This window comes from Reyranella sp. (genome assembly GCF_052439685.1).
In the GTDB taxonomy this organism is placed as follows: domain Bacteria; phylum Pseudomonadota; class Alphaproteobacteria; order Reyranellales; family Reyranellaceae; genus Reyranella.
Genome location: NZ_JBQVQG010000008.1, coordinates 72,584 through 98,402, shown reverse-complemented (window position 1 = coordinate 98,402; position 25,819 = coordinate 72,584). Strand labels below are relative to the sequence as shown.

Genomic DNA, 25,819 nt, shown 5'->3' with positions numbered 1-25,819 from the left:
ACGGGCTAGGGGCGCGTCGCCTTTTCCAGAGCCTGATCCAGATCGGCGATGATGTCTGCAACCGTTTCGATGCCGATCGACAGGCGCAGCACGTCGGGGCCGGCCCCGGCGGCTACCCGCTGCTCCTCGGAGAGCTGGCGGTGCGTGGTCGAGGCGGGGTGGATGATCAGGCTCTTGGCGTCGCCGATGTTGGCGAGGTGCGAGAAGAGTTCGACGCTGTCGACGACCTTGACACCGACGTCGTAGCCGCCCTTGACCCCGAAGGTGAAGACCGAGCCCGCACCCTTGGGCAGGTACTTCTTCGCAAGGCCGTTGTACTTGTTGGAGGGCAGGCCGGCATAGTTCACCCAGGCCACGGCCGGATGCTTCTCGAGATGCTGCGCCACGGCCAGCGCATTGGCGCAATGACGCTCCATGCGCAGGCCGAGCGTCTCCATGCCGAGCATGGTGAGCCAGGCATTGAACGGTGCCTGGGTGGGGCCGAGATCGCGCAGGCCGACGGCATGACTATGGAACGTGTAGGCCATGTCACCGAACGTCTCGTAGAAGTTCAGCCCGTGATAGGCCGGCTCCGGGCCGGCCAGGCTCGGGAATCTTCCGCCGCGGGACCAGTCGAACTTGCCGGAATCGACGACCGCGCCGCCCATCGACGTGCCGGTGCCGCTCAGGAATTTCGTCGTGGAATGCACGACCAGTGTCGCGCCGTAGTCGATCGGCTTGCAGAGCCAGGGCGTGGCCAGCGTGTTGTCGACCAGCAGCGGTACGCCCGCATCCTCCGCGATGCGCGCGATCGCCTCGATGTCGCTGATCACGCCGCCCGGGTTGGCGAGGCTCTCGATGAAGAACGCCTTGGTCTTGTCGGTGACGGCGCGCTTGAAATTGTCCGGCGTGTCCGCATCGACGATGTTCGCGGTCCAGCCGAACTTGGGATAGGTGTTCTTCATCTGCTGCAGAGAGCCGCCGTAGAGGCGCGAGGCAGCGACGATCTCGGCGCCGGGCGCCATCAGGGGGAAGAGGGCGAGGACTTGCGCGGCGTGTCCCGAGGACGCGACGGTGCAGCCACGCCCGCCCTCCAGCGTCGCCAGACGCGTCTCGAGCGCGGCATTCGTCGGGTTGGTCAGCCGCGAATAGATGAATCCCACCGTCTGCAAATTGAAGAGGGCGGCTGCATGGTCGGCGTCTTCGAAGACGTAGGCGGTCGTCTGATAGATCGGCTGGGCCCGGGCGCCCGTTGTCGGATCGGGCGCGGCGCCGGCATGCAGTGCCAATGTTTCGAACCCATAGGTCTTGTCGCTCACGAAGCTCTCCCTGGCCGGCAATTCACAGCTCCATTCCGCACATCACCCGCCGGATCCGTCAAATCCATCGACGGAAATGCTGCGGGGCGGAACTGTCTTGGGCGACGCGAATGCTCCTTCATTCCGGAGAGCGGGGGTGACCGCACCCGGCGTCAGCTTGGCGTAAGGATCGCGGCGTAGGGTCTGGCGCTGTGTTTCGCGATTATGGCCGTCGCAGCACAGCGTAAACGTTTGGGGAGCGAAACACCGTGAATCGGTTTCTGACCAAGGACTTCCTGTCCGGGTTGATGTTTGTCGCCTTCGGTCTGGCGGCTCTCTATTTCGGCCAGCACCTGGCGGTCGGGACGCCGGTCCGAATGGGACCTGGCTATGTGCCGCGGATGCTCTCGCTGATCCTTTTGGCTCTGGGCGTCGTGGTCTGCATCGTGGCGCTGGTGAGTGGCAGCGAACCGGTCGAACGGCCGAAGTGGAAGCCGATCACGCTGGTGACCCTCGGTATCGTCTGCTTCGCGCTCCTGTTCGAACGTGCGGGACTGATCCCATCGCTGGTCGTACTGGTCATGATCTCTTCGCTGGCCGGCGAAGAATTCAAGCTGACCGAAGTGCTCGGCAACATCGTCGTCCTCTCCATCCTCTGCACGGTCGTCTTCAAGGTCGGGCTGGGCATGAATATCTCTGTCGTGCAGGGGATTTGGTAAAATGGATCTCCTAGACAATCTCGTCCTCGGCATCAGTGTCGCCTTCACCTTCCAGAACCTGACCTATGCGCTGCTGGGTTGCATGGTCGGCACGCTGATCGGCGTTCTTCCCGGCATCGGCCCGGTGGCGACCATCGCCATGCTGCTGCCCATCACCTTCCACCTGCCGCCGACCGCCTCGCTGATCATGCTGGCGGGCATCTATTACGGTGCGCAGTATGGCGGTTCGACGACTTCGATCCTGGTGAACCTGCCGGGCGAGGCTTCCTCGGTCGTGACCTGTCTCGATGGCTACCAGATGGCGCGCAACGGGCGTGCCGGTGCGGCGCTGTCGATCTCCGCCGTCGGCTCGTTCTTCGCCGGCACGATCGGCACCATCATCATCGTCATCTTTGCCGAGCCGCTGACGCGCATGGCGCAGAAGTTCGGCCCGGCCGACTACTGCTCCCTGATGGCGCTCGGCCTGGTCGCCGCCGTCGTCCTGGCCAGCGGCTCGATCACCAAGGCGATCTCGATGGTGTTCCTCGGGCTGTTGTTCGGCCTGATCGGCACCGACGTGAACACCGGCGCGCAGCGCTTCACCTTCGACATCCCGGAGCTGAGCGACGGCATCGACTTCGCGCCGATCGCCATGGGCCTGTTCGGTATTGCCGAAATCGTGGTCAACCTCGAACGACATCTTGAACGTGGAGGCGCGATCAAAGTCGGGTCGCTGTGGCCGACCCGCGAAGAGATCAGGCGCTCCATTCCGGCCATCCTGCGCGGCACTTTGCTGGGATCGCTGCTCGGCGTGCTGCCGGGCGGTGGGCCGACCCTCGGCGCCTTCTCGGCCTACACGCTCGAGAAGAAGTTGTCGAAGACACCCGGCCAGTTCGGCAAGGGCGCGGTCGAGGGCGTCGCGGCCCCGGAAGCGGCCAACAACGCCGCGGCCCAGACCTCGTTCATCCCGATGCTGACGCTGGGCATCCCGTCCAACGCCGTCATGGCGCTGATGGTCGGCGCCATGATCATCCAGGGCATTCAGCCGGGCCCCGAGGTCATGACCAAGAAGCCCGACCTGTTCTGGGGCATGATCGTCTCGATGTGGATCGGCAACGCGATGCTGGTCATCATCAACCTGCCGATGATCGGCATGTGGGTGAAGCTGCTGACGGTGCCGTACCGCTACCTGGCACCGGCCATCCTGCTCTTCTGCTGCATCGGCGCCTACAGTCTGCAAAACAGTACGTTCCACGTCATGCAGGTCGCGATCTTCGGCGTGCTGGGCTACGTGTTCGTCAAGCTGGGCTGCGAAGGAGCGCCGTTCCTTCTGGGGCTCGTTCTGGGGCCTCAGATGGAGGAATACTTCCGGCGCGCCATGCTGCTCTCGCGCGGCGACGCCATGGTCTTCATCGAACGGCCGATCAGCCTGGGCCTGCTCATCACGACGGCGCTGCTGCTTGTCCTGATGGCGCTGCCGAGCATCAAGAAAGCCCGCGAGGAGGCCTTCCAGGAGGAAGGCTGACCCTCTAGCGGGAGAAGACGATACACGCCGGGCTGCCGACCTTGGTCCGCAGCCTGGTGGGGGCCAGAAGCCCGTTGCGACCGACCTTGTAGGCGATGATCGAATCGCCACCCTGGTTGGCGACGTAGATAAAGCGCTCAGCCGGATCGAAGGCAAAGAAGCGCGGCACGCCACCCTTGGTCGGCACCCACTGGCGCGGCGCCAAGGTGCCCCTGGTGGCATCGATGCCGAACACGCCGATACTGTCGTGGCCACGGTTCGAGACATAGACGTTGCGTCCCGCGCCATCGATCCAGATCTCGGCGCCGGTGCTGTATCCCGTGAAGTCCGACGGTGTCGACGGTACGGTCTGCAAGGGCGTCAGCCCGCCATTGTCAGGGTTCTGCCGATAGGTCGTGATCGTCGAATCGAGCTCGTTGATCACGTAGGCGAACGGCCTGCGCGGATGGAAGTCGATGTGGCGGGGCCCGGCGCCTGGCCGGCTGGCGACGCGGCTGGTCTCGACCAGCACGCCACGTCGTGAATCGAGCCGGTAGCCGATCACGCAGTCCGAACCCTTGCAGGGCAGATAGAAAGTCTTGCCGACGCGATCGAGCGGATTGTGATGCGGCCGCACATTCTTCTGCTCGGTGCGGTGAGGCCCGAGCGGTGCGGAAACGGCAGCCAGGGTCGAGTAGGGGGCGAGGCTACCGTCCTTTGCGATCGGCAGCGCCACCAATGAGTCCGAGCCATAGTTGCTCACGACCAGAAATCGCTGCCTGGCGTCGAAGGCGAGGTGGATGGGATTGTAGCCGCCCGTCGGCTGGCGGTTCAGGATGGCGAGGCGTCCGGTCTCGCGATCGACAGCGTAGGAGGTGGCTTCGCTGCGATCGCCGTGCACGGAATAAAGCCGCGTGCCCGCTTCGTCCAGCGCCAGGAAAGACGGATTCTCCAGTCCGCCAAGATGCTGGATGTGGCGAAAGGCGCCGGTCTGCGGATCGACTCGATAGGTGTTGATGCCGTTACCGTGGCCGTTGCGCTCGGGCGAAGTGTAGCTGCCGACATAGGCGAAGAGCGGATGAGTTTTCATGGTGCCATTCTCGGCACTGTCGCGAAGCGAGGTCAACGATGCAGGACACCACGCGAAAGATCGCCCTCGTCACCGGCGCCAACCAGGGGTTGGGCCTGGCGCTGGTTCGGGGCCTGTGCCGTGCCCTTGGCGAGGAGGGCGTCGTCTACCTCGCGTCCCGTGATACCGATCGCGGAGAGGCTGCCTGCGCGCTGTTGCAACGCGAGGGGCTGGCGCCCGACTTCATCCAGCTCGACATCACCGATGCCGCGAGCGTGGCCGCGGCGGCCGACAAGATCGGCGCTCGGCAGGGCGGCATCGACATCGTGATCCAGAACGCGGCGGCGCGGATCACCAGGGACACGCCGCAGGCCGACCAGGTCGCCGGTTTCGTCGACACCAACAATCACGGCACCCTGAGGGTCATCGAGGCTTTCGTGCCGCTGCTGCGGGACAATGCACGCTTAATCGTGGTGGCGAGTTCGTTCGGCTCCTTGCGCAATCTCGACCCGCGCCTGCATTCGAAGTTCGATGCGCCGGGGCTCACCCTGCATGATATCGAGGTCTCGATGGACGAGTTCACGACAGCGGTGCGCGCCGGCACGGCCCAGCAGGAAGGTTGGCCGGACTGGATCAACGTGCCGTCCAAGATCGGGCAGGTTGCGTCGGTTCGTGTGCTGGCGCGTGCCAACGAAGCCGAGTTCCGTCGGCGTGGCATCCTCGTGAACGCGGCCTGCCCCGGCCTCGTGGACACCGAAGCATCACGACCGTGGTTCGCGGACATGTCGAAGGCGGCAACGCCGGACGAGGCGGCGCAGGATCTCGTCTGGCTGGCCACTCTACCGGCCCGAGCGCAGGAGCCCTATGGCGTGCTCGTGCGCCACCGCCAGCCGCACCCGTGGATCTAGAGATCACCTTGCGTTGGAAACGATCAGGACGACGCCCACCATGACCAGGGCGATGCCGGTGAACTCCCGGCGGTTCATCGTTTCGTGGAAGACGCGGCGGGAGACGAAGTAGCTGAACACGACCTCGATCAGGATCAGCGTTCGAACCTGCGAGGCCGGCGCGAGGGCCAGGGCCGTCACGTTGGCCAGCGACGCCGAGGCGCCGGCAATGCCGGCGAACATCGAGACACGCCATTGGCGCAGGGCGCCCAGCACGATGGCCGGGTTGTGCGCCAACAGCCAGGCACAGAGCAGGACCGCCTGCAGGAGCTGGCTCCAGAAGAGCGTCTCGGCCGCTGCAAGGAAGGGCGAGCCGGTATGGAGCGCCAGGTTGGCACCGCGATAGCCCACGACCGAAATCGCAAAGGCCGAACCCGATGCGAGCCCGTAGAAGGCAGCGGGGTCAGCCCAGCTTTGTCTGGTGCCTTCGCATGACGGGGGACGCGGCGTCAACAACACGACGCCCAAGGTGGCGACCACGATGGCGCCGACCGCTATGGCCGACAACGTCTCGCCGAGGAACAGAACAGAGAAGAGCGCGACCTGGATGACCTCGCTCTTGGAATAGACGAGCCCGATCGCGAAGCTGCGTTCTTCCATCGCGCGCAACAGCAGCGCCGTGCCCGCCATCTGGCTCAACGCCGCTATCAAGACCCAGCCGCCGAAGACCCAGGTGAGAGCCGGTTGAGGCGAGCCGCCGACCAGGAGCACGAGGCAAAGCCACACGGCTAGGACGGGCATGCCGTAGAGAAAGCGGACCAGCGTCGCGCCGAGCGTGCCCAGCTCGACGGTCAGATGTCGCTGCGCGGTGTTGCGAACGGTCTGGGCGGCGGCGGCAAAGACGGTGAGGGGAATCCAGAGCCAGGACACGGGCATCATATTCCCGGCTCACAAGTGGGTTGTCGTTTGACCATGTCGAACAATTACTCATAGGATCGCGGCAATCGGTCGAAGACCGCAAGAACTATTCCGGGAGTGAACACCATGACGTCCACCGAGTCGCGGCGAGCGAGCCGTCGTCAAGTTCTGAAGGGTGCAGGAGCCTTGGCCGCGGCCGGGCTGGTCGGTGCGCCGGCAATCAGCAGGGCGCAGACGGGCGCCATCAAGATCGGTGTGCCGACGATCCTGTCGGGTCGCGTCGCCATCCTCGGCCAGAGCAGCGTCGGCGCGCTCAAGATGTCCTTCGACAAGCTCAATGCCGAGGGCGGCATCAACGGCCGCAAGATCGAGATGGTCGTGCGCGACTCCAAGGGCGCACCCCAGGAAGCCGCCAAGGTCACGCGCGACCTCATCAACAACGACGGCTGCCAGATCATCATCGATGCCGAAGCGTCGAGCGCGGCCTTCGCGGTGCAGGAGGTCATCCGCGAGGTCGGCGTGCTCTGCATCCACACCAACTCGGAGACGTCGTCGCTCACCGCCGATCCCAAGCTCTATGTGCCGACGGCCTTCCGCACGGCCCGCCAGGGCATTCACGATGCGATCGGCGGCGGTGACTATGCCGCCAAGGTCGCCAAGGCGAAGGGCCTGAAGAAGTGGGCGACCTGCTCGCCCGACTACGCCTATGGCCGCTCCAACACGGGCGAGTTCATGGAGTATGCCAAGTACTTTGACGGCAACATCACGGTTGTCGAGGAGACCTGGCCCAAGCTCTTCCAGCCGGACTATACCGAGGTCGTCACCAAGCTGCTCAATGCCAAGGCCGACGCGATGTATTCCGCCCTGTGGGGCGGCGACCTGGTGGCCTTCATCGACCAGGCGAACCTCTATGCCCTGTTCGAGAAACAGGCCTCCTTCATGGTCAATCTCGGCGATTACGGTGTCGTCGACCAGGTGAAGCAGTTCCCGCAGGGTGTCTATTCGGGTGGCCGCTACAACCGCACCGTTCCGCCGACGCCCGAGAACGAGGCCTGGTACCAGGAATACGTCAAGACGCAGAAGAGCAAGCCCACCAACTGGTCGTGGGAGAACGCGGTCGGCGCGCAGTTCCTCATCGAGGCGCTGAAGAAGACCAACGGCGACACCAACGGCAAGAAGCTCGCGGAGGCGATCAAGGGCGCCACGATCAAGACGCCGTTCGGTGACCGCGGTTCGATCACCATGCGCGCCGAGGACAATACGACCATCAACTACATCATCGGCTACGGTCTCTCGCTGTCGAAGGAGCCGTACATCTCGGACTTCAAGATGTCGCCCTGGGAGCCGATCCTCGAACTCGAGAAGCAGTGGAAGAAGAAGCAGGGCTACGCGACCTGATCGTCTTCACCTTAGGATAGGACATCCACGTGGACCTCGACGCGTTGTTGCGCTGCGTCGGCATGACCTCCTGTGTCGTGACGCAGCTCACCAGCGGCATGATCATCGGCATGCTGCTTTTCCTGATCGCGTCGGGCGTGACGCTGATCTTCGGCGTTCTGAACGTCATCAACTTCGCCCATGGCTCGCTCTACATGATCGGGGCTTACGCGGCGTGGACCTTCTACCAGCTCACCGGCAGCTATTTCGTCTCTGCTCTCGGCGCGGCGGTGGCGGTCGGCGTACTGGGCGTACTCTTCGAACGCGTGTTGATGAGCAAGGTCTACGGCTCCAACGTGCTGATGCAGCTCCTGGTCTGCTACGCCGTGGTGCTGATCTCGGACGATCTCATCAAGATCATCTGGGGACCGGTGCCGCTGTCGATGGGCATGCCGCCGGAGTTCCGGCTGCCACCGGTCCGCTTCATGGGCGGCGTCATTCCACCTTTCTACATCTTCATGATCCTGGCCGCGATGGCGATCGGGCTGCTGCTGTGGCTGGTCATCGGGCGCACGCGCTTCGGCAGCATCGTGCGGGCCGCGGCCATCAACGGGCCAATGGTGTCGGCACTGGGCATCCGCGTGAACCTCTACTATGCCGCCGTTTTCGGCATCGGCAGCGCGCTGGCAGGGGCGGCGGGCGCGCTCGCGGCGCCCGTGCGCTCTCTGACGCCGGGCATGGGCTTCTCGATCCTGATCGAGTCCTTCATCGTGACGGTGATTGGCGGCATGGGCTCGATCGTGGGGGCGTTCGCCGCCTCGATCATCATCGGCCTCACGCGTTCCTTCGGCAGCATCGGCTTTCCGCTGTTCGTCGACGGCGTGATGTTCCTGATCATGGCGCTGGTCCTGATCTTCAAGCCCAGCGGCCTGTTCGGCCGTGCGCACCGGTAGGCGGCCATGACCTCACGTTGGAGAGATCTGGGTCTCGCCGGGCTGGGATTGGTCCTGCTGCTGCTGGTGCCGGTGTTCGGCGCACCGCCCGCCATCCGCGACTTCATCATGTTCGGCATGGCCTACGGCCTGCTCGCCATGTCGCTCAACCTGCTGATCGGGTACACGGGGCTGGTGTCGTTCGGGCACGCGATGTTCTTCGCTGCCGGCGCCTACGCGTTCGGGCTCGCGATGCAGTCGGGCAAGTTTTCGATCCCCGGCGCCTTCGTGCTGGCGATCGGTTTCACGGCGCTCATGGCCCTGATCATCGGCGCCATCTGCGTGCGGCTGAACGAAATCTACTTCGCCTTCCTCACGCTTGCCTTCCAGATGCTGTTCTACAACATCATCCTGGGCTGGGTGTCGTTCACGGGCGGCGACCAGGGGCTGATGGGCGGCATTCCGCGGCCGAAGTTCCTGGGCATCGATCTCGCCGACCGGACGCAGCTCTACGTCTTCTGTTCCGTCGCGTTCGTCGCCTGCATCGCCGTCCTGCGCCAGATCGTGACGTCGCCCTTCGGCTACACGCTCCGCATGATCCGCGACAATCAGGAGCGCGCGGCCTTCCTCGGCATCAACGTGACAATGGTCAAGCTGGCCTGCTTCGTGATGTCGGCCTGCGTTGCGGCCGTGGGCGGCATCCTGCTTACTCTGTTCGTATCAGGCGCCTATCCCAACTTCGGCTTCTGGACGACCTCGGGCGAGGCGATCTTCATGATCCTGCTGGGCGGATCGAACGTCTTCCTGGGGCCGCTGGTTGGCACCGTGATCCTGCGCCTGCTGAACGACATCACGGTCACCTACACCAGCCACACCGAGCTGGTGCTGGGTATCGTCATCCTCGTGCTGGTGCTCGGCCTGCGCAAAGGTCCGCTCGATCTGCTGGCTGAACGCTGGGAGAACCGGCGCCAGGCGAAGGCCCAGGCGGTGCGCGACGCCGCCGACAAGGACGCGCAGACGGGCAGGGATGCCTGACATGCTGAAGCTCGAAAACCTCAAGAAGTCCTTCGGCGGCGTGTCCGCCACGCGCGACGTTACACTGGACTTCGCCGACGGCTCGCTCAGCGCCATCATCGGGCCCAACGGAGCCGGGAAGACGACCCTGTTCAACCTCATCACCGGCCGTTTCCCGCCCGATACCGGCCGCATCCTGCTGGCGGGCGAGAATATCGCCGGTCTCTCGCAGCGCCGCATCGTGCGCCTTGGAATAGGCCGCGCCTTCCAGGTCGCGAGCCTGTTCCCGACGCTGACCGTTGCGGAGGCGTTGGCCGCCGCCGCGCAGGCCCATCAGAGGCGGGAGACGCTGTTGCGTTCGCCGTTCCCGCTGCCGGCGACGATGGCGCAGGGCGACGAGATCATGGAGCTTCTCGGCCTGACCCGGGTCGCCGGCATCCTGAGCCGCAACCTGAGCCACGGAGACCAGAAGCTGCTCGATATCGGCCTCGCCCTGGCATTGGAGCCGCGGGTGCTGCTGCTCGATGAGCCGACCGCCGGGATGGGTCCCGAGGAGCGCTGGCGCATGATCGAGACGGTCCAGCGCCTGTGGCGGGCGCGGCGCATGACCCTGATCTTCATCGAGCACGACATGGACATCGTCTTCAAGGTCGCCCAGACGGTCCGCGTGCTGTCCTACGGCTCGGTTCTGGCCGAAGGGACGCCCGACGAGGTGCGGACCAATCCCAAGGTGATCGAGGCCTATCTCGGCAAGTCTGCACATGGAAGTTCCGGACAGGGAGCAGCGGTATGAGCGGCGCCGAGATCCTGAGGGTCGAAGACGTCGATGTGTTCTACGGCGCCAGCCAGATCCTGTTCGGCGTGTCCTTCGCCGTGGAGAAGGGCCAATCGCTGGCCCTGCTCGGCCGCAACGGCGCGGGCAAGAGCACGACCATGAAGTCCATCATCGGCATCGCGCCCGCGAGGCGCGGCACAGTGTCGGTGCGCGGCACGCCGGTGCAGAAGTTCACGCCCGACCGCATCGCCCGCGAGGGCGTGGGCTTCGTGCCGGAGGATCGCCAGATATTCCCGGAGCACTCGGTCGACGACAATCTCAGGATCGCGATCAAGCCCGGCGTGGGCGGCCGCATCGACTGGACGCTCGAGAAGATCTACGATGTCTTTCCTATCCTGGCCTCGATGCGCGGCCGCATGGGCGGGCGGCTGTCGGGCGGTGAGCAGCAGATGCTCACCATCGCCCGCACGCTGATGGGCAATCCGGACGTCGTCCTGCTCGACGAGCCCAGCGAGGGGCTGGCGCCGATCATCGTCGAGAAGATCGGCGAGCTGATTCAGCGCCTGCGCGACATGGGCACGACCCTGATCGTGGCCGAGCAGAACATGCACTTCTGCCTCGACATCGCCAGCCACGCGGCAGTGATCGACAAGGGCCATATCGTCTACCGCGGCTCGATCGACGAGCTGCGCGCCAACGACGAGGTGAAGAGGCGCTACTTGGCCGTCTGAAGGACGACGCGTAGTCCTGGCCTGGCGTCCTCGAGACGGATCGTGAGCCCGTGCAGGCCGGCGATCGCCTTGACCATCGCGAGGCCGAGGCCGCTGCCCGATGTCGAGCGGCTGCGGTCGAGCCGGTAAAAGCGGTCGAACACCTTGTCGTGCTCGGAGGCGGGAATGCCCGGGCCGTTGTCTGCGACCTCGATCTCGAACCCGGCTCCCTGGCGGCGCAGGCCGAGGCGCATCTTCGTCCCTTCGGGCGTGTGCCGCAGCGCGTTCTCCAGCAGGTTGGACACGAGCTGGGCCATCAGTTGGCGGTCGCCCGTCAAGGTGGCGCCGGGCTCGATCTGGACCGCCAGAGTGCGGTCCGAATCCTCGGCGACGGGCTGGTAGGTTTCGCCCAGGCTCTTCAGCAGGGCGGAGACGTCGAACGGGGCGAAGGCACTCTTCTGCGCACCGGCCTCGACCTGGGCGATGCGCAGCAGGGCCGAGAAGGTCTCGAGCAGGGCGTCGGCTTCCTCGATGGCGGCGTCGGTGGCGGCGCTGTAATCCTCGGTCGTCGTCGCGCGCTCGCGGGCATCCTCCAGCCGCTGCCGCAGGCGGCCGAGGGACGTGCGCAGGTCGTGGGCGATGTCGCTCGACACCTGTCGCAGGCCGTCCATGAGCTGCTGGATGCGCGCCAGCATCGCGTTGAGGCTGGCCACCAGCTGGTCGATCTCGTCGTGTGTCCCGCGCACGGGGATGCGGGCCGACAGGTCGCCTTCCATGATGGCGCGGCTGGTGCGCGTGATCGTATCGATGCGGCGCAGGAAGTTGCTGCCGAGCAGGACACCGCCGGCGATGGCCAGAAGGAGGGTGAGGCCGCCCGACCAGGCAAAGGCGCGGATGATGGCGCGCTGCATGTCGACCAGGCGGTTGGCATCCTGGGCTACCAGCAGGAACGAGCCGTCGGGTAGGGTGAGGCCGAAGCCGGTCAGCTTGGGTCGCTCGCCGGGGCGTTCGGGGTCGATTTCCGGCTGGGGCTGGTCCGGCTCGAAGTCGATGGCGCCGTTGACTGGCGGCATGCCCGGCAGGTTGCCGACGACGACGCGCCGGTTGGGCGCCTGCAGCAGGTAGAAGATCGGGCCTTTGGTGCGGAAGTTGATTCGCCGCGTGATCTGCTCGGCCAGGCCCGCGAGACCGCTGCGGCGGTGGATCTCGGCCAGCTGATAGGCCTCGGAGCGCAGGACGGCCGCCATGTCGTTCTGCATCGCTGCGGTCGCGGTCCAGTAGACGCTGGCGAACAGGACGCCGGCGGAGAGGATGAACAGGACGGCGTAGATCAGCGGCAGGCGGAAGCTCGCCGAGCGCAGGATCCTAGTCAGGCGCACGAATGACATAGCCCGCCCCCCTGATCGTATGGAGCAGCGGCTTGTCGAAGCCCTTGTCGATCTTGGAACGCAGCCGGCTGATATGCGTCTCGACGATGTTGGTCTTGGGATCGAAATGGAAGTCCCAGACCTTTTCGAGCAGCATGGTGCGCGTCACCACCTCGCCGGCATGGCGCAGCAGGTATTCGAGGACCTTGAATTCCTGGGCGAGCAGCTCGATGCGCTTGCCGCCGCGCGTCACGGTGCGCGCCAGCAGGTCCATTTCGAGATCGCCGGCGACGAGGGACGTCGCCGCGACGATCGGCGGGCGGCGGGAGAGGGCGCCGATGCGGGCCCTGAGTTCGGCGAAGGCGAAGGGCTTGGTGAGGTAGTCGTCGCCGCCGGCCTCGAGACCGGCGACACGGTCGTCGACGCCGCCCATCGTGGTGAGGAACAGGACCGGCGCCTTCATGCCGGAGGCGCGCGCCGCCTTGACGAGCGACAGCCCGTCCATCTGCGGCAGCATGCGGTCGACGATCAGCACGTCGTACTTCTCGCCGGTGGCGAGGTAGAGGCCGTCGCGTCCGTTGTCGGCATGGTCGACCACGTGGCCGTGCTCGCGCAGGCCCTTGGCGATGTAGTCGGCGGTTTGCTTGTCGTCTTCAACGAGGAGGATTTTCACGTGGCCCGTCTATCCGGCGCCGGACCGCGGCGCAACGTTCCCCAACTATACAAACATTCAATCCTGCGGCCATCAGGGCGCTACGGGTCGTCCCCCATATTGCGGTCACCCCCCAAGGAGGAGGCTGTAGATCATGACCAAGACCAAGTCCCGTATCCTGACCGCCCTGGCGCTCACCACTGCCCTGACGGCGCCTGCCCTGATCGCCCCGATGTTCACCGCTCCGGCGGCCATCGCCGGCCAGACCATGCCCGTTCAGGACTTCTCGGACCTGGCTGCCAAGGTAAGCCCTGCGGTCGTCAATGTCGCCGTGACCATGAAGGCTGGCGCGGACGACGAAGACGAGACCCGCACGTCGGACTCGCAGCAGAAGCAGATGGAAGAATTCATGAAGCGCTTCGCGGAGCGCTTCGGCCAGCCGATGCAGCCGAACCAGCCGGGTCGTCCGGACGGCAAGGGCCGCCCGCAGTCGAAGGAGAAGGCCCAGGCTGTGGGTACGGGCTTCATCGTCGACCCGAAGGGCGTGATCGTCACTAACTTCCACGTCGTCGGCAAGGCCGACTCGATCACCATCACCATGGCGGACGGCACCAAACTGCCGGCCAAGATGCTGGGCGGCGACGAGAAGACCGACCTGGCCGTGCTGAAGGTCGAGAGCGACAAGGCCCTGCCGTTTGTTTCGTTCGGCGACGCCACCAAGGTGCGCGTCGGCCAGCCGGTCATGGCGGTGGGCAACCCGTTCGGCCTGGGTGGCACCGTGACCACGGGCATCGTGTCGGCGCGCGGCCGTGACATCCACTCCGGGCCGTTCGACGACTACATCCAGACCGACGCCGCCATCAACCGCGGCAACTCCGGCGGCCCGCTGTTCGACATGGACGGCAACGTGATCGGCATCAACACAGCCATCTACTCGCCGACCGGCGGCAGCATCGGCCTGGGCTTTGCCATCCCGTCGTCGCTGGCGCAGCCGGTGGTCGCGGAGCTGAAGGACAGCGGCCGGGTCGAGCGTGGCCTGCTCGGTGTCCAGATCCAGCCGGTCTCCAAGGAGATCGCGGAGAGCCTGTCGCTGAAGAGCGAGAAGGGCGCCCTGGTGGCGGTGGTCCAGCCGGACAGCGCGGCGCTCGCAGCCGGTGTCCAGTCGGGTGACGTGATCGTCAGTGTCGACGGCAAGAAGGTCGACGGCATCAAGGAGCTGACCCGCACGATCTCCGCGGTCAAGCCGGGCACCTCGGTCAAGCTGGGTGTGTGGCGCGACGGCAAGGAGACGACGCTCACCGCCAAGGTCGGTGGCCAGAAGGACGACGCGATCGTCAAGGCCAGCGCCGATGGCAAGGACGGAGCCGCCAAGGCGGCGCCGCTCTCCTACGGTGTCTCCCTGGCGCCGCTCTCTGCGGAGGCCCGCAAGCAGCTCGGTCTGGATGGTGACGTGAAGGGTGTGGTCGTTGCCACGGTCGAGCCGGGCAGCCCGGCCGACGACCAGGGCCTCAAGGCCGGCGACGTCCTCCAGCAGGTCGGCAAGGACGCCGTCGACAGCCCGAAGGCGGCCGTCGAGAAGCTCAAGGAAGCGAAGACCACCGGCAAGCCGGTGCTGATGAAGGTGTTTCGAGAGGGGATGACGCGCTTTGTCGCTATCTCTCCCCGGGCGGCCTAGCAAACCTCTCGATCGGTCGGAGCCCTCGGGCTCCGACCGAAGCCTTCTCTCCGGATATCGAGTCAGTCTTCGAGGTTGAAGCGAAGCCGCTATCTCTCCCCGGGCGGTTAGCAAGACCTCAGTAAGGAGCCGGCGGTGGCCCCACCATCGCCGGCTTTCCTGCATCCGACAGCATCTCTCAGGGGGGCCGCGTCATTTCAGGCGAAGACCGGAAAGACGCGATCATGAGGGGGAGCGGAGGTCCGCAGCCAGGTGTGGGTACTGCGGACCTCCCAACCCTTTCGAGCCGCCGGCCCAAGCCGGCCTTCTGTTTTCTGGTGGTGCGCTCCCAGCCTCAGAGCGCGCGCTTCCTCGAGGAAATGACGCCGCTGGCGATTCCGTGCCATTCGATCGTGCCCGCAAGGCGGGAGTGCTCGATCTTGGGGCAGCGGTTCATGACCACCTTGAGACCGGCCTTTTCGGCGCGGGCCGCGGCGTCCATGTTGACCACGCCGAGCTGCATCCAGACCACCTTGGCGCCATGTTTGATCGCTTCGTCGGTGATCGCGCCGGCGGCCTCGGAATTGCGGAAGATGTCTACCATGTCGACCTTCACCGGCAGCTCGTCGAGCGAGCCGTAGACCTTCTGGCCGAGGATTTCCTGGCCCTTGGCGGCGGGATTGACCGGAATGACCTTGTAGCCGCGGTCCAGCAGATATTTCATGGCGAAATAGCTGGGACGATTCCAGTTGGCCGAGGCGCCCACCATGGCGATGGTCCGGGTGTCGCGCAGGATCTTGCGCAGATAGAGATCGTCGTAACGGTCGCTGAAGGCGGCTTTCATGGGGGGATTATACATGGCCGGTCCGATGCTGTTCGAGCCGATTTCCATTCGCGACGTCACCCTGAAGAACCGGGTGGTCGTGGCGCCGATGCACCAATATGCGGCGGAGAGGGGCTTCGCGACCGACTGGCACCTGATGAATGCCGGCCGCTATGCCGCGGGCGGCGCCGGCCTCGTGATCATGGAGTCTACCAAGGTCGAGCGGCGTGGCTGCGGCACGGTCGGCGACCTCGGCCTGTGGGACGATGCGTTCATTCCCGGCCTGAAGCGCTGCGTCGACTTCATCCGGCTGCACAATTCCGTGCCAGGCATCCAACTCGGACACTCGGGACGCAAAGCACGGCGCTTCCGGCCTTGGGAAGGCGGCGGGCCGCTGAAGCCGTCCCCCGAGATCGACGACTGGGACCAGTGGGAGCTCGTCTCCTCGAGCGGCATCAACTCGCCCGGCACCGATCCGACGCCGCGGGCGCTCACCTTGGCGGAGATCCCGGAGGCAGTCGAGCGCTGGGGGCAGGCGGCGCGGCGCGCGCGCGAGGCCGGGTTCGACGTGCTCGACATCCACATGGCGCATGGCTACCTGATCCATCAGTTCCTTTCGCCGTTTTCGAATGTGCGCAACGACCAGTATGGCGGCAGCGAGCTCAATCGCATGCGCTTCGCCATCGAGGTGGTGGAGAGCGTGCGTGCACACTGGCCTGCTTCCAAGCCGTTGTTCGTGCGCTTTTCTGTCGAGGACGATGCCGGGTGGGGGCCGGACCAGAGCGTCGCGCTGGCGAAGATCCTGAAGCCCAAGGGCGTCGACGTGATCGACTGCAGCTCGGGCGGCATGCGCGGCGCGCCGGTGGTGGGCACCGGTCCCGTGACCTACGGCTATCAGGTGCCCTATGCAGATCGGCTGAAGAACGACGCCGACATATTGAGCATGGCCGTCGGCCTGATCGTGCATGCCGACCAGGCGGAGAAGATCCTGCAGGAGGGCCGCGCGGACCTGATCGCCCTGGCGCGTGAGCTCCTCTACAATCCGAACTGGCCGATGGATGCGGCGCAGAAGCTGGGCGTCGACCCGAAATTCGCCTCGGTGCCGCCGGCACAGGCCTATTGGTTGGCCAAGCGTGCACAGTCGGTGAAGTCGGTCGTACCCTCGACCTACATGAAGGGATTGAACGCCGAGTGAAGCATTGCCTCACTCGGACGTGACACCGGCGAGTGCCGCCACGCGTTATGGTCCGCCCCCTGAAGGAGAAGATCATGAAGCGGATTGCAGCAACGGCTCTCGCGCTCGCCTGTATCGCGGCGACCCCGGTCTGGGCAGCCTTGAAGCCCGGCGACACCGCGCCCGTCTTCACGGCGCAGGCGGCGCTCGACGGCAAGGACTACACGTTCTCGCTGGCCGATGCGCTGAAGAAGGGGCCCGTGGTGCTCTATTTCTTCCCCAAGGCCTTCACGACCGGATGCACCGCCGAGGCGCATGAGTTCGCGGAGGCGGCGGAACGGTTCAACGCCATGGGCGCGACCCTGATCGGGATGTCGGCTGACGACATCGGCACGCTGCACAAGTTTTCAACGCAGGCCTGCTCGGGCAAGTTCCCGGTCGCTGCCGATCCCGATCTCAAGGTCATCAAGGCCTATGACTCCGCCCTGATCCGGGTAGGCAGCGTCGGTATCGCCGATCGCATTTCCTACGTGATCGCGCCGGATGGAAAGATCGTTTACGCCTTCTCCGATCGCAATCCCGACAAGCATGTCGAGAACACCTTGGCGGCGGTCAAGGCGCTGCAGAAGAAGTAGCCATCCGGTTCTGCTCGGCGCGCTTGCGCAGGAGATGCGCGGCGCCCATCAGCGCGGCCGTCAGCACGATCGTGAGGGTGGAGACGGCGGCAATGGTCGGGTCGATCTGGAAACGCAGGTCGTCCCACATGCGACGCGGCAGGGTGACGGCGCCGGTGCCTGAAATGAACAGCGCCACGATCAACTCGTCGAACGAGGTGATGAAGGCGAACAGGGCGCCCACCAGCACGCCCGGTCGGATCAGCGGCAAGGTCACCTGGAAGAAGGTGGCGCCGGGCGTCGCGCCGAGGCTGAGCGCGGCTTGCTCCAGCCGCGGATCGATGCCGGAGAGGCTCGCCGTCACGCTGGTGACGACGAAGGGAACGGCGAGACAGGTGTGCGCCAGCACCATCGCGATGGGCGTGCCGACCAGGCCATAGCGCGAATAGGCATAGTAGATTCCGATCGCCACGACGATGCCGGGCACGATCAGCGGCGACAGGATGAGGCCGGCCGCGACGACGCGCATGCCCTTGGGCAGGCGCGCGATGCCGAGCGCGGCCAGGGTGCCGAGGAAGGTTGCCAGCACGACGACGGCTGACGCGACCCAGATGCTGACCCATGTCGGTTTCAGCCAGTCGGGATTGCTGAAATACGCTTCGTACCAGCGCAGGCCGAAGGCCGGCGGCGGAAAGGTGAGATAGGTCGCCGACGAGAAGGAGGCGATCGCCACCACGACGATGGGGAAGGCCAGGAAGAACAGAATCAACCCGACGATGCTGGCCGGCAGGATGCTCGCCAACCTCATCGCAGGCTCGTCTTGAAGGCGTTGCCGACACCCGGCAGCTTGCGTGCAACCGCGAGAATGGCCAGCGCCGTCGCCAGCAGGATCGCGGAAAGGGTCGCGGCATAGGCCCAGTTGAGCTGGTCGACCTGCTGGGCAATCAGCATCGAGAGCGTGATGTCGCGCGGCCCGCCGACCATGGCGGGCGTGATGTAGAAGCCCAGCGCCAGCACGAAGGTGAGGAGAGTCCCCGCTGCCACGCCCGACATGGAGAGCGGCAGGATCACCTGCCGGAAGGTCATGAACGGCGTAGAGCCGAGGCCTGAGGCGGCGCGGATCAGGGAAGGATCGATCTGCCGCAGGGCGTTGGCGATGGGCAGGATCATGTACGGAAGAAGGATGTGGATCATCGCAATCTGCGTCGCGAGCGTCGTGTTCAGGATCCGGATCGGACGGTCGATCATGCCGAGTGCCATCAACGCTTCGTTGACCAGGCCGTGGCGTCCGAGCAGCACCATCCAGGCGTAGCTGCGGACCAGAACGCTGGTCCAGAAGGGCAGCAGGATGATCACCAGGATAAACGGCGCCATTGTCTTTGAGCGCACGAGGCCCATGGCGACCGGATAGCCCAGGATCAGGCAGCCCAGGGTGACGATGACGGAGGTGTTGAGCGTGATCCAGAAGGTCTTCTGGAAAACGACATCCTCAAACAGGGTAGCGTAGTTGGCGAGCGTCCAGGTCGGGTCATTCACGCTGCGCAGCAGCATCGCCACCACCGGCAATGCGTAGAAGACCAGCATGTAGATCAGCAGCGGTGCCGCCAGCAGCAAGGGCACCGCTCGGCGCCAGTCGAACGGCGCCGTCTTGGGCCGGCTGACCGCGAGGGCAATGGAAGCGGGCTGCACGACCTCAGACAAGGCGCACCTCAGACAAGAATCGTGTCCGCGATGGACCACGCGATTTCCGCGCGCTCGCCGACGGCACGGCGGCGGATGGCGGCGCTCGATGGTTCCTTGAGCACGATCGACGTACCGTCGCCGGCCTGCAGCATGTAACGGCAGCGCTCGCCGGCGAAAACGGCTTCGGTCACGGTGACGCTGAGACGATTATGCTGCGTCTCCGCCCCAACCCAGGCTCCGTCGGCAAACCGCAAGCGCTCGGGCCGCGTCGTGAGCGTAACCTTGTCGCCACTTCCCGGGCGGGCGGGACAGAGCGCGCGGATGAGCGTGCCCTCGCATTCGGCGACCACGACGTCGTTCTCCAGCCCGCGCACGATCGCCGGCAGGAAGTTCGATTCGCCGATGAAACCGGCGACGAAGCGGTTGTCGGGTCGATCGTAGAGATCCTCGGGGCTGCCGACCTGCGCTACCTTGCCGTCGTTCATGACAGCGATGCGATCGGACATGGTCAGCGCCTCTTCCTGATCGTGCGTCACATAGATGAAGGTGATGCCGAGATCGGCGTGCAGGCGCCGCATCTCGAGCTGGAGATTTTCGCGCAGCTGCTTGTCGAGCGCGCCCAGCGGCTCGTCCATCAGCAGCAGGCGCGGTTTGAAGACGACGGCCCGCGCGACGGCGACCCTCTGCTGCTGGCCACCCGAGAGCTGGCGCGGGTAGCGCGAGCCGTATCCCGGCAGGTGCACCAGGTCCAGCGCCTCCGCGACCAGCTTGGCGCGCTCCGCCTTCGGCACGCCGCGCTGCTTCAGCGGGAAGCCCACATTCTCCTCGACGGTCAGGTGAGGGAACAGGGCGTAGTTCTGGAACACCATGCCGATGTTGCGGCGGTAGGGTGGCATGGCGACGACCGATTTGCCGTCGATCGCGATGTCGCCGGCGGTGGGCGTCTCGAAGCCGGCGATCATCATGAGGGTCGTGGTCTTACCCGAGCCGCTGGGCCCCAGCATCGTCAGGAATTCGCCAGAGCGGATGTCGAGCGAGACGCCGTCCACGGCTTTGGCGGCGGCGTTGGCGCGATCGTAGGTTTTCTCCAGGTGGGAGAGCGTCACCGATGCACCGCTGCCCGAGGCGGAGCCGGCTCCGTTCATGCTAGCGCCGGCCACGGCTTCAGCTCAGCAGCCATTTGTTGAACTTGGGAATGACCGTCTCGCGATTGGCGATCCACCAATCGTAATTGTAGTTGACGAGCTGCTTCTTGATGTCCGGCGCGCTGGGCAGCACGGCCAGGCGTTCGGCTGGAATGTACTCGTTGGACTTGGCATTCACCGAGCCATAGGGGATGCCGAGGCAGACGCGCGCCTGCGGAATGGCCATGGTCGAATAGGCCACGAATTTCATGGCGTTGACCTTGTTTTTGGCCCCCTTCGGGATGCCCCAGGCATCGCGCTTCAGCAGGCCCTGGTTCCAGCTGATCGCCGCCGGCACGCCCGCCGCCTGCAGCGCCGCCATGCGGCCGTTCCAGACCGTGGTCATCGTGACTTCGCGGTCGGTCAGCAGTTGGATCGGTACGGCGCCGGTATCCCACCACTTGAAGACGTCCTTCTTGATCTTGCCGTAGCTCGCCATCGCCTTGTCGACGTCGATCGGATAGAGCTTGTCGGCCGGCACGCCGGCGGCCATCAGCGCGAATTCCATTTCAGGCCAGCCGCCGCTATTGGTCCCGAACATGGCGCGATCGCCGGGAAACTTCTTGGTATCCCAGAAGTCGGCCCAGCCGGAGGGGACGGCGCCCTTGAAGGCATCCGTGCGGTAGGCGAGAACCTGCGCCCAGACCAGCATCTCAAGGCCGTACTCGAAGCGGTACTGGGGCTCGACGCCCGAGTCGACGATGTCGTAGTCGATCTTCTCGAAATAGTCGCCGCGCTTCTGGAGGTTCATGATCGAACCGCGGCTGAGCTGGGCCATGTCCCACTCGACATTGCCCGTATCGACCATGGCCTTGATCTTGGTCGCGTCGGAGCCTGGGAAGGCGCGTACCTTGATGCCTGTGATCTTCTCGAACGGCTCGAAATAGGCCTTCTGTTGAACCTCCTGCATGGTGCCCCCGAAGGTGGCGATCCGGACCTCACCGCTGCCTTTCAGGACATCGGGCACCGTCGTCTGCTCGGGCCAGGCGGCCTGGCCATAGCTCGGCCGGATGAACGGGGCTGCCACGAGGCCGGCTCCGATGAGGCCGAAGGTGGTTCGCCGGCCGATGATCTTCTTGCCCATGGATGCGTTCCTTCCGGTGGCTGGATCAGTAAGCGAGGAGATTGTCCCTGAACTGCTTGTGCTCGTAGGCTTTGCGCACCAGGCCGCGGTCCTGGAGGGCGGGCACCAGGCCATCCTCGATCTCGGCCAGGGTGCGGCGGCTGACGTTGGGCATGGAGAAGAGGAACCCGTCGCCGCCGACCTCCTGCATGACCTCGCCCATGCGCGCGGCCACTGAATCGCAGGTGCCGCAGAGGTCGATCGAGAGGTCGACCGCGTTGAACGAGGCCATCGTCTGGCGGATCGAGCGGCCGTTGGCCAAGGCCCTGAACTGTTCGAGATTGAGCTGGTGGCCGTTGGTCGTCACGTCGTCGGGCAGCGGCTTGTCGAGGTCGAACCTGCCGAAGTCGATGTTGGTCACCTTGCCGAAGTGGGCGAGGCGCTCCTGGATGTTGGCCTGCGCCATGCACTCGCGCTTCTTCTTGCGCTCCAGTGCCTCTTCCATGGTCTCGCCGAGGATCGGATTGATCAGGTAGAGGACCTTGCAGTCGCTCGGCTTGCGGCCTTGCGCGATCATGTGCTTGTGCACGTCGTCGCGATAGGCGCGCATGGCGTCGATGCCCTTGGCGTTGACGACGATCGTGTCGGCATGGGCGGCAGCAAAGCGTCGACCGCGCGGCGATCCCCCGGCCTGGGCAATCACCGGCCGGCCCTGCGGGCTGGGACCGGAGTTGAGCGGCCCGCGGGTCTTGAAGTACTTGCCCTCGTAGTTCACGGCGTGGACCTTGGTATGGTCGATCAGGTTGCCACTCTTGCGGTCGGCAATCATGGCGCCGGGCTGCCACGAACCCCACAGGCCGCGCACCACCTCCATGTATTCGTCGGCCATGTCGTAGCGCAGGTCATGCTCGGGCATGCCGGGCATGCCGAAGTTCATCGCCGCGAAGTCGGAGCTGCCGGTGACGGCGTTCCAGCCGGCGCGACCGGCCGACACTTGGTCGAGCGTCGCCATGAGGCGGGCCAGCAGGTACGGGTGGTAGGCATAGGTGCCGAAGGTCGGCACGATCCCGATGCGCGAGGTAACCTGGGTCATCAGCGCAGCGACCACGGACGGGTCCTGCCGCGGCACGGCGATGGCCTTTTTCAGGTAGATCTCGGTCGAGCCGCCGAAGCTTTCTCCTACGTAAGACGAGTCCTCGAGCAGGATATAGTCGAAGCAGGCGCGTTCCAGGCTGCGCGCCATGTCGAGGAACAGTTCAGGCTGCTCCCAGGTCGTCCCGATGTGGCCGGTCCAGGGTTCGCCCCATGCCTGCACACTGGAGCCCTGCAAGAACCACGCGAGATGAAATGGGTTGGTCGCCACGAACGCCCTCCGCTGCCGCCTGTCCGGCATACGAGACGCAAATACTGTGCCGAGCGTTCGCAGGGCGGCTCTGCATCCCAAGGGGAAAGAGCGGATCGCACCGCAACGCGAGTTGCGTTACGATGAAGCCTGCGGCGTGGCCGAAACACAGCAGGAGCGCGAGATGGATACGGTGATGCAATCCGACAAGCTCGATATGACCGAAGCCGAATGGCAGGCCCGTTGCGACCTCGCGGCGCTTTACCGGATCACCGACAAGTTCGGCTGGACCGACACGATCGACACCCACATGACTGTGCGCATCCCGGGCGAGCCGAAGTGCTTCCTGATCAACAATTACGGCGACCTGTTCGACGAGATCACTGCCTCGAGCCTCGTGAAGATGGACATCGACGGCAACGTCTACGCCAAGGACGGCAAGTTCAATGCCGCCGGCTTCACCATTCATTCGGGCGTCTACAAGGCGCGGCCGGATGCAAACTGCGTGATGCATACGCACACCCGCGCCGGCACCGGCGTCTCCGTCCTGAAGAAGGGTATCCGCCCGATCAGCCAGGACGCGCTCTCGGTCTATGACGATCTCGTCTATCACGAGTACGGCATGCCGACGTCCCAGGAAGAGTGCGATGCGCTCGGCGTCTCCTGCCAGGGCGGCAACTCGGTGGTGCTGCGCAATCACGGCCTTCTGACCGTCGGTTCGACGATCCAGGGCGCATTGCGGCGCATGTACATGCTCGAGCGCGCCTGCGAGGTCGAGGTTATCGCCCGCAGCCTCGACGAGGAACCCGCGCCGATCGAGGAAGACGTGATCCGCCAGTACGGCGAGCGCGCCAGGCAGCAGCGCGCCAATCCGGAATACGGCATGACCTACTGGAAGGCGGCCCTGCGACAGATCGAGGGCAAGGGCACTGACTGGCGCCAGTGATCCGCCAGCCTCTGGTCGATGTGCACACGAAAAGAGCGCGCCGAGAGGCGCGCTCTTCTGATTCGAGAGCCAGGCGTTACTTCACCGGCGCCGAAAGCTTCACGATCTCGGTCCAGCGGCCGAGTTCGGCGGCGATATAGGCGCCCAGCTCGGCGGGACCACCGCGCCGGTCCTCGATGCCCTGTACGCGGAAGGACTCCTTGACCTTGGGACTTTCCATCGCTTTGTCGACGGCGCGGTAGAGCCTGTCGACGATCGGCTGCGGCGTTCCCTTGGGCGCCATCATGTAGAACGACACATCGGCCACGATGTCGCGATAGCCGAGTTCCTTGAAGGTCGGGATATCGGGAAGTGCTGCAGCGCGTCTTTCGCCGGTAACGGCAAGCAAACGTGCCTGCTTTGCGTTGTGGATCGGAATGCCGGAGGCAACGGGCGTGAACCAGACCTGGATGCGGTTGGTGAGCAGGTCGTTCAGCGCATCGGTGGTGCTCTTGTAGGGCACCATCACCATGTCGATCTTGGCGGCGCGATTGAGCATCTCGCCCAAGAACTGCGGCACGCCGCCGGCGAAGCCCGAGAAGTTGATCTTGCCGGGCTGCTTGCGCGCGAGTTCGACCAGTTCGGCGACGCTCTTTGCAGGCAGTTCGTTGGGCACGAACATCGAATAGTAGACGCCGCCCGTGAAGCTGACGGGTGTCAGGTCGTTCAGCAGATTGACCGTGTTGTTGCCTGTGGCCTGGTTGATGATGTTGCTCAGGGAGGAGATCACCACCGTATGGCCGTCGGGCCGTGCCTTGGCCGTGTAGTCGGCCCCGATGTTGCCGGTGGCGCCAGGCCTGTTCTCGACGATGACGCTTTGCCCCAGGGTGGTCGTCATGTCTTGGGCGAGCAGTCGGGCGATGATGTCGTTGGTGGTGCCGGGCCCGAACGGCGCGACGATGACGATGGGCTTGCCCGGCTGGAAGTCCTGGGCGACTGCCGGAACAGCGGCCGCTCCAATGCTCGCCATGGCCGCCGCGACTGCCGCACGGCGTGACAACTTCGAAACTCTCATGAGCGCTCTCCCAATGCTCTTCTTTTTATCTGATAAGGATTAACAGACTCGCATGCTTGGCCGTCAATGGGTTCCGGGTCCCCCGAAAGAGACGAAAGGCTACCGCTTCGAGATCTCTCTCTCGCGTCCGATCTCGGCGGAGTCCGAGGGCAGGGTTTCGGTGCTGCCGAGAGGCAGATCACAGCCGACAGGAACCGCCTGTCGCGCCCGCAGGGAAACATCGCTCCATCGGCGAACTGTTGGATCGCTCGCTAAAGCGCTTCGCTGGCCATCAAACGGGCGCTACTTGGTTGGGCGATCAGTGGCTCCAGCAATAGGCACGAATTTCGTGAACGAGGGAGATGAAAGGCCTGCTTGAACGCTCCATTCCTGGTGCCACCCGTCCCTATCCGGCGAAGGGGCGACTTCGAACACGAATCCATTCTTTGAGCGCGTCGCCTTGAGGCAGGCATCGTCGCCGCCAGTCGCGGGATATCGAGCCGGCACACCAACGATCTCGACTTTCCGGTCTCTGGTCACGGAGACAACATAAACGGGAAAGTTAGCGCATCTGTGGGCAGTTCCGCCGCTGTTGGCGACGAGGGCCATAGCGTCGACTTTGGCGTTACGATAGATGGCTTGTGGTTCGAGGCGATATACACATCGTGCCACAACCGTGTCACCGATGAGGAGGTCACCGATACAAAGGTGGTCACGCTTCACGATGGCGAGGGGCAGGCCGCCCAGAGTCATGGGCTCGTATTGACGCGCACCGGCTAAGTCGTGGAGCCGGGAACTCAACAGATTGCTCCGCTCCAACAGCCCGGTTTCCAGGCAACTCTTCGTGTCGCGCTGCAACTCATGCTGCTCGCACGACATTACCAAGGTATCGAGCCATCGATCCTGCTCGGCGCGCATCTCTTGGAAGCCTTCTTCGTCAACGAAATTGGCGAACTGCCGGAGCTCGAAAAGTAGCCTGCCAACGGGTCGCTCAAACTCCGGAACGCAAAGAATCCTGTCGGCTTTGGTTTGCTTGGCGACGCAGTCAAGCGCCAGCGTGGCCGGCGAGTGGCAAAAGGCAGCGAGGGAAAGTAGCAACCCGCTCGCAAAACCACGCATGGTA

The 25,819-nt window shown here is 64.9% G+C and carries 25 protein-coding genes; 12 read left to right on the top strand and 13 right to left on the bottom strand.

Annotated elements, in window-relative coordinates:
- Positions 1 to 5 precede the first annotated feature (5 nt).
- Positions 6 to 1,298 (bottom strand): O-acetylhomoserine aminocarboxypropyltransferase, encoded by a 1,293-nt coding sequence (locus tag ACT6UX_RS12980; RefSeq protein WP_444775578.1) that lies wholly within the window; start codon positions 1,296 to 1,298, stop codon positions 6 to 8.
- 248 nt (positions 1,299 to 1,546) lie between these two features.
- Here ACT6UX_RS12980 and ACT6UX_RS12975 point away from each other — a divergent pair, with 248 nt between their 5' ends.
- Both ACT6UX_RS12975 and ACT6UX_RS12970 read left to right on the top strand, forming a co-directional pair.
- Positions 1,547 to 1,996, top strand: a complete 450-nt coding sequence (locus ACT6UX_RS12975; RefSeq protein WP_444775577.1) for a tripartite tricarboxylate transporter TctB family protein — start codon at positions 1,547 to 1,549, stop codon at positions 1,994 to 1,996.
- Between the two features lies 1 nt (position 1,997).
- Positions 1,998 to 3,500, top strand: a complete 1,503-nt coding sequence (locus ACT6UX_RS12970; RefSeq protein WP_444775576.1) for a tripartite tricarboxylate transporter permease — start codon at positions 1,998 to 2,000, stop codon at positions 3,498 to 3,500.
- Between the two features lie 4 nt (positions 3,501 to 3,504).
- On the opposite strand, the gene ACT6UX_RS12965 is transcribed toward ACT6UX_RS12970, so the two are convergent.
- Positions 3,505 to 4,569 carry a lactonase family protein gene (locus ACT6UX_RS12965; protein ID WP_444775575.1) on the bottom strand — a complete coding sequence of 355 codons (1,065 nt, stop codon included), beginning with the start codon at positions 4,567 to 4,569 and terminating at the stop codon, positions 3,505 to 3,507.
- A 38-nt stretch (positions 4,570 to 4,607) separates the two neighbouring features.
- On the opposite strand from ACT6UX_RS12965, the gene ACT6UX_RS12960 reads away from it, so the two are divergent.
- Positions 4,608 to 5,456, top strand: coding sequence for an SDR family NAD(P)-dependent oxidoreductase (locus ACT6UX_RS12960; RefSeq protein WP_444775574.1), 849 nt, complete (start codon positions 4,608 to 4,610; stop codon positions 5,454 to 5,456).
- Between the two features lie 3 nt (positions 5,457 to 5,459).
- On the opposite strand, the gene ACT6UX_RS12955 is transcribed toward ACT6UX_RS12960, so the two are convergent.
- Positions 5,460 to 6,365, bottom strand: coding sequence for a DMT family transporter (locus ACT6UX_RS12955; RefSeq protein ID WP_444775573.1), 906 nt, complete (start codon positions 6,363 to 6,365; stop codon positions 5,460 to 5,462).
- Positions 6,366 to 6,479: 114 nt separating this feature from the next.
- On the opposite strand from ACT6UX_RS12955, the gene ACT6UX_RS12950 reads away from it, so the two are divergent.
- Genes ACT6UX_RS12950 through ACT6UX_RS12930 form a run of 5 tightly spaced genes read left to right on the top strand, consistent with a single transcriptional unit; the run spans position 6,480 to position 11,182 of the window.
- Positions 6,480 to 7,751: an ABC transporter substrate-binding protein gene (locus tag ACT6UX_RS12950; protein ID WP_444775572.1), complete on the top strand. Its 1,272-nt coding sequence runs from the start codon at positions 6,480 to 6,482 to the stop codon at positions 7,749 to 7,751.
- A 29-nt stretch (positions 7,752 to 7,780) separates the two neighbouring features.
- Positions 7,781 to 8,683, top strand: a complete 903-nt coding sequence (locus ACT6UX_RS12945) for a branched-chain amino acid ABC transporter permease (protein ID WP_444775571.1) — start codon at positions 7,781 to 7,783, stop codon at positions 8,681 to 8,683.
- A gap of 6 nt (positions 8,684 to 8,689) precedes the next feature.
- Positions 8,690 to 9,697, top strand: a complete 1,008-nt coding sequence (locus ACT6UX_RS12940) for a branched-chain amino acid ABC transporter permease (protein ID WP_444775570.1) — start codon at positions 8,690 to 8,692, stop codon at positions 9,695 to 9,697.
- A gap of 1 nt (position 9,698) precedes the next feature.
- On the top strand, positions 9,699 to 10,469 hold the full coding sequence (locus tag ACT6UX_RS12935; protein ID WP_444775569.1) for an ABC transporter ATP-binding protein: 771 nt from the start codon (positions 9,699 to 9,701) through the stop codon (positions 10,467 to 10,469).
- Positions 10,466 to 11,182 carry an ABC transporter ATP-binding protein gene (locus ACT6UX_RS12930; protein WP_444775568.1) on the top strand — a complete coding sequence of 239 codons (717 nt, stop codon included), beginning with the start codon at positions 10,466 to 10,468 and terminating at the stop codon, positions 11,180 to 11,182. The genes ACT6UX_RS12935 and ACT6UX_RS12930 overlap by 4 nt, the downstream gene beginning before the upstream one ends.
- Here the strand turns inward: ACT6UX_RS12930 and ACT6UX_RS12925 are convergent.
- Together ACT6UX_RS12925 and ACT6UX_RS12920 are read right to left on the bottom strand one after the other, a co-directional pair.
- Positions 11,167 to 12,549, bottom strand: coding sequence for a sensor histidine kinase (locus ACT6UX_RS12925; protein WP_444775567.1), 1,383 nt, complete (start codon positions 12,547 to 12,549; stop codon positions 11,167 to 11,169). The genes ACT6UX_RS12930 and ACT6UX_RS12925 overlap by 16 nt on opposite strands.
- Entirely contained in the window at positions 12,527 to 13,201 is a 675-nt protein-coding gene (locus ACT6UX_RS12920; RefSeq protein ID WP_298313053.1) for a winged helix-turn-helix domain-containing protein, read from the bottom strand. The genes ACT6UX_RS12925 and ACT6UX_RS12920 overlap by 23 nt, the downstream gene beginning before the upstream one ends.
- A gap of 133 nt (positions 13,202 to 13,334) precedes the next feature.
- Here ACT6UX_RS12920 and ACT6UX_RS12915 point away from each other — a divergent pair, with 133 nt between their 5' ends.
- Positions 13,335 to 14,855 carry a Do family serine endopeptidase gene (locus tag ACT6UX_RS12915; RefSeq protein ID WP_444775566.1) on the top strand — a complete coding sequence of 507 codons (1,521 nt, stop codon included), beginning with the start codon at positions 13,335 to 13,337 and terminating at the stop codon, positions 14,853 to 14,855.
- A gap of 334 nt (positions 14,856 to 15,189) precedes the next feature.
- Here ACT6UX_RS12915 and ACT6UX_RS12910 read toward each other — a convergent pair whose 3' ends face one another.
- Entirely contained in the window at positions 15,190 to 15,678 is a 489-nt protein-coding gene (locus ACT6UX_RS12910; protein ID WP_444775565.1) for a CoA-binding protein, read from the bottom strand.
- Positions 15,679 to 15,691: 13 nt separating this feature from the next.
- On the opposite strand from ACT6UX_RS12910, the gene ACT6UX_RS12905 reads away from it, so the two are divergent.
- The gene (locus ACT6UX_RS12905) at positions 15,692 to 16,852 is read left to right on the top strand and encodes an NADH:flavin oxidoreductase/NADH oxidase (RefSeq protein ID WP_444775564.1); all 1,161 of its coding nucleotides are present in this window, start codon (positions 15,692 to 15,694) and stop codon (positions 16,850 to 16,852) included.
- Positions 16,853 to 16,926: 74 nt separating this feature from the next.
- Positions 16,927 to 17,466 carry a peroxiredoxin gene (locus tag ACT6UX_RS12900; protein WP_444775563.1) on the top strand — a complete coding sequence of 180 codons (540 nt, stop codon included), beginning with the start codon at positions 16,927 to 16,929 and terminating at the stop codon, positions 17,464 to 17,466.
- Here ACT6UX_RS12900 and ACT6UX_RS12895 read toward each other — a convergent pair.
- The 5 genes from ACT6UX_RS12895 to ACT6UX_RS12875 are packed head-to-tail and all read right to left on the bottom strand — an operon-like array spanning position 17,444 to position 22,738.
- On the bottom strand, positions 17,444 to 18,253 hold the full coding sequence (locus tag ACT6UX_RS12895) for an ABC transporter permease (protein ID WP_444775562.1): 810 nt from the start codon (positions 18,251 to 18,253) through the stop codon (positions 17,444 to 17,446). The genes ACT6UX_RS12900 and ACT6UX_RS12895 overlap by 23 nt on opposite strands.
- Positions 18,250 to 19,146 carry an ABC transporter permease gene (locus ACT6UX_RS12890; protein ID WP_444775561.1) on the bottom strand — a complete coding sequence of 299 codons (897 nt, stop codon included), beginning with the start codon at positions 19,144 to 19,146 and terminating at the stop codon, positions 18,250 to 18,252. The genes ACT6UX_RS12895 and ACT6UX_RS12890 overlap by 4 nt, the downstream gene beginning before the upstream one ends.
- 8 nt (positions 19,147 to 19,154) lie before the next feature.
- A complete protein-coding gene (locus tag ACT6UX_RS12885) occupies positions 19,155 to 20,273 on the bottom strand; it encodes an ABC transporter ATP-binding protein (RefSeq protein ID WP_444775560.1) in 1,119 nt (372 codons plus the stop codon).
- A 19-nt stretch (positions 20,274 to 20,292) separates the two neighbouring features.
- On the bottom strand, positions 20,293 to 21,396 hold the full coding sequence (locus tag ACT6UX_RS12880) for an ABC transporter substrate-binding protein (RefSeq protein ID WP_444775559.1): 1,104 nt from the start codon (positions 21,394 to 21,396) through the stop codon (positions 20,293 to 20,295).
- Positions 21,397 to 21,421: 25 nt separating this feature from the next.
- Complete coding sequence (locus ACT6UX_RS12875) at positions 21,422 to 22,738, bottom strand: NtaA/DmoA family FMN-dependent monooxygenase (RefSeq protein WP_444775558.1); 1,317 nt, start codon at positions 22,736 to 22,738, stop codon at positions 21,422 to 21,424.
- Positions 22,739 to 22,874: 136 nt separating this feature from the next.
- Here ACT6UX_RS12875 and ACT6UX_RS12870 point away from each other — a divergent pair, with 136 nt between their 5' ends.
- A complete protein-coding gene (locus ACT6UX_RS12870; RefSeq protein WP_444775557.1) occupies positions 22,875 to 23,663 on the top strand; it encodes a class II aldolase/adducin family protein in 789 nt (262 codons plus the stop codon).
- A 76-nt stretch (positions 23,664 to 23,739) separates the two neighbouring features.
- Here ACT6UX_RS12870 and ACT6UX_RS12865 read toward each other — a convergent pair whose 3' ends face one another.
- Together ACT6UX_RS12865 and ACT6UX_RS12860 are read right to left on the bottom strand one after the other, a co-directional pair.
- Positions 23,740 to 24,717: a Bug family tripartite tricarboxylate transporter substrate binding protein gene (locus tag ACT6UX_RS12865; RefSeq protein WP_444775556.1), complete on the bottom strand. Its 978-nt coding sequence runs from the start codon at positions 24,715 to 24,717 to the stop codon at positions 23,740 to 23,742.
- A gap of 282 nt (positions 24,718 to 24,999) precedes the next feature.
- Positions 25,000 to 25,815 (bottom strand): hypothetical protein, encoded by an 816-nt coding sequence (locus ACT6UX_RS12860; protein WP_444775555.1) that lies wholly within the window; start codon positions 25,813 to 25,815, stop codon positions 25,000 to 25,002.
- Positions 25,816 to 25,819 lie beyond the last annotated feature (4 nt).

Bases quoted from the DNA above. Each gene is read 5' to 3' on its own strand.
- ACT6UX_RS12925 (WP_444775567.1), bottom strand. From the start codon at position 12,549: ATGTCATTCGTGCGCCTGACTAGGATCCTGCGCTCGGCGAGCTTCCGC.
- ACT6UX_RS12965 (WP_444775575.1), bottom strand. From the start codon at position 4,569: ATGAAAACTCATCCGCTCTTCGCCTATGTCGGCAGCTACACTTCGCCC.
- ACT6UX_RS12905 (WP_444775564.1), top strand. From the start codon at position 15,692: ATGGCCGGTCCGATGCTGTTCGAGCCGATTTCCATTCGCGACGTCACC.
- ACT6UX_RS12960 (WP_444775574.1), top strand. From the start codon at position 4,608: ATGCAGGACACCACGCGAAAGATCGCCCTCGTCACCGGCGCCAACCAG.
- ACT6UX_RS12880 (WP_444775559.1), bottom strand. From the start codon at position 21,396: ATGGGCAAGAAGATCATCGGCCGGCGAACCACCTTCGGCCTCATCGGA.
- ACT6UX_RS12915 (WP_444775566.1), top strand. From the start codon at position 13,335: ATGACCAAGACCAAGTCCCGTATCCTGACCGCCCTGGCGCTCACCACT.
- ACT6UX_RS12950 (WP_444775572.1), top strand. From the start codon at position 6,480: ATGACGTCCACCGAGTCGCGGCGAGCGAGCCGTCGTCAAGTTCTGAAG.
- ACT6UX_RS12885 (WP_444775560.1), bottom strand. From the start codon at position 20,273: ATGAACGGAGCCGGCTCCGCCTCGGGCAGCGGTGCATCGGTGACGCTC.
- ACT6UX_RS12930 (WP_444775568.1), top strand. From the start codon at position 10,466: ATGAGCGGCGCCGAGATCCTGAGGGTCGAAGACGTCGATGTGTTCTAC.
- ACT6UX_RS12900 (WP_444775563.1), top strand. From the start codon at position 16,927: ATGAAGCGGATTGCAGCAACGGCTCTCGCGCTCGCCTGTATCGCGGCG.
- ACT6UX_RS12970 (WP_444775576.1), top strand. From the start codon at position 1,998: ATGGATCTCCTAGACAATCTCGTCCTCGGCATCAGTGTCGCCTTCACC.
- ACT6UX_RS12910 (WP_444775565.1), bottom strand. From the start codon at position 15,678: ATGAAAGCCGCCTTCAGCGACCGTTACGACGATCTCTATCTGCGCAAG.
- ACT6UX_RS12940 (WP_444775570.1), top strand. From the start codon at position 8,690: ATGACCTCACGTTGGAGAGATCTGGGTCTCGCCGGGCTGGGATTGGTC.
- ACT6UX_RS12865 (WP_444775556.1), bottom strand. From the start codon at position 24,717: ATGAGAGTTTCGAAGTTGTCACGCCGTGCGGCAGTCGCGGCGGCCATG.
- ACT6UX_RS12895 (WP_444775562.1), bottom strand. From the start codon at position 18,253: ATGAGGTTGGCGAGCATCCTGCCGGCCAGCATCGTCGGGTTGATTCTG.
- ACT6UX_RS12935 (WP_444775569.1), top strand. From the start codon at position 9,699: ATGCTGAAGCTCGAAAACCTCAAGAAGTCCTTCGGCGGCGTGTCCGCC.
- ACT6UX_RS12860 (WP_444775555.1), bottom strand. From the start codon at position 25,815: ATGCGTGGTTTTGCGAGCGGGTTGCTACTTTCCCTCGCTGCCTTTTGC.